The sequence below is a fragment of the Pseudomonas sp. FSL R10-0399 genome (assembly GCF_009600165.1).
In the GTDB taxonomy this organism is placed as follows: Bacteria; Pseudomonadota; Gammaproteobacteria; order Pseudomonadales; family Pseudomonadaceae; genus Aquipseudomonas; species Aquipseudomonas helleri.
This window is the reverse complement of the sequence record NZ_WIWK01000315.1, coordinates 1-350: the sequence shown is the minus strand read 5'-3', so window position 1 is coordinate 350 and position 350 is coordinate 1. Positions and strand designations below refer to the sequence as shown.

Annotated in this window: 1 protein-coding gene; it reads right to left on the bottom strand. The window is 53.4% G+C overall.

All coding sequences use genetic code 11. The features are described from left to right. Positions 1 to 350 (bottom strand): transposase (locus tag GHO41_RS29600; RefSeq protein ID WP_153435373.1); only part of this gene is annotated, 350 nt, incomplete at both ends.

The window sequence follows — 350 nt, the reverse complement described above, 5'->3', positions numbered from 1 at the left end:
TGATTGATGGCCTGAAGAATTTTCATCCCGGTTACGCCAGTAATGTCGCTGATGACATTGGCCAACTGGATATTCATCTGGCTCAAGGCTTTCTGCATGCGATTGATCGTTTTGGCCTGGTCGGCGACTTTATTGGCGCGCTGACGCACCAGCGAACGCATTGAACAGACTTCGTCTGCAGGGCGAAAAGCCCCGCTCAACAAGCCATGGGTCATGAGCTGCCAGATCCATTGGCAGTCCAGGACATCAGATTTGCGCCCCGAGGTCTGGCGTGTCGCCCGGGAATTGACCAGGTACACCTCAAATCCTCGTGCATCCAGTACTTCAAAAAGAGGGATCCAGTAAACGCC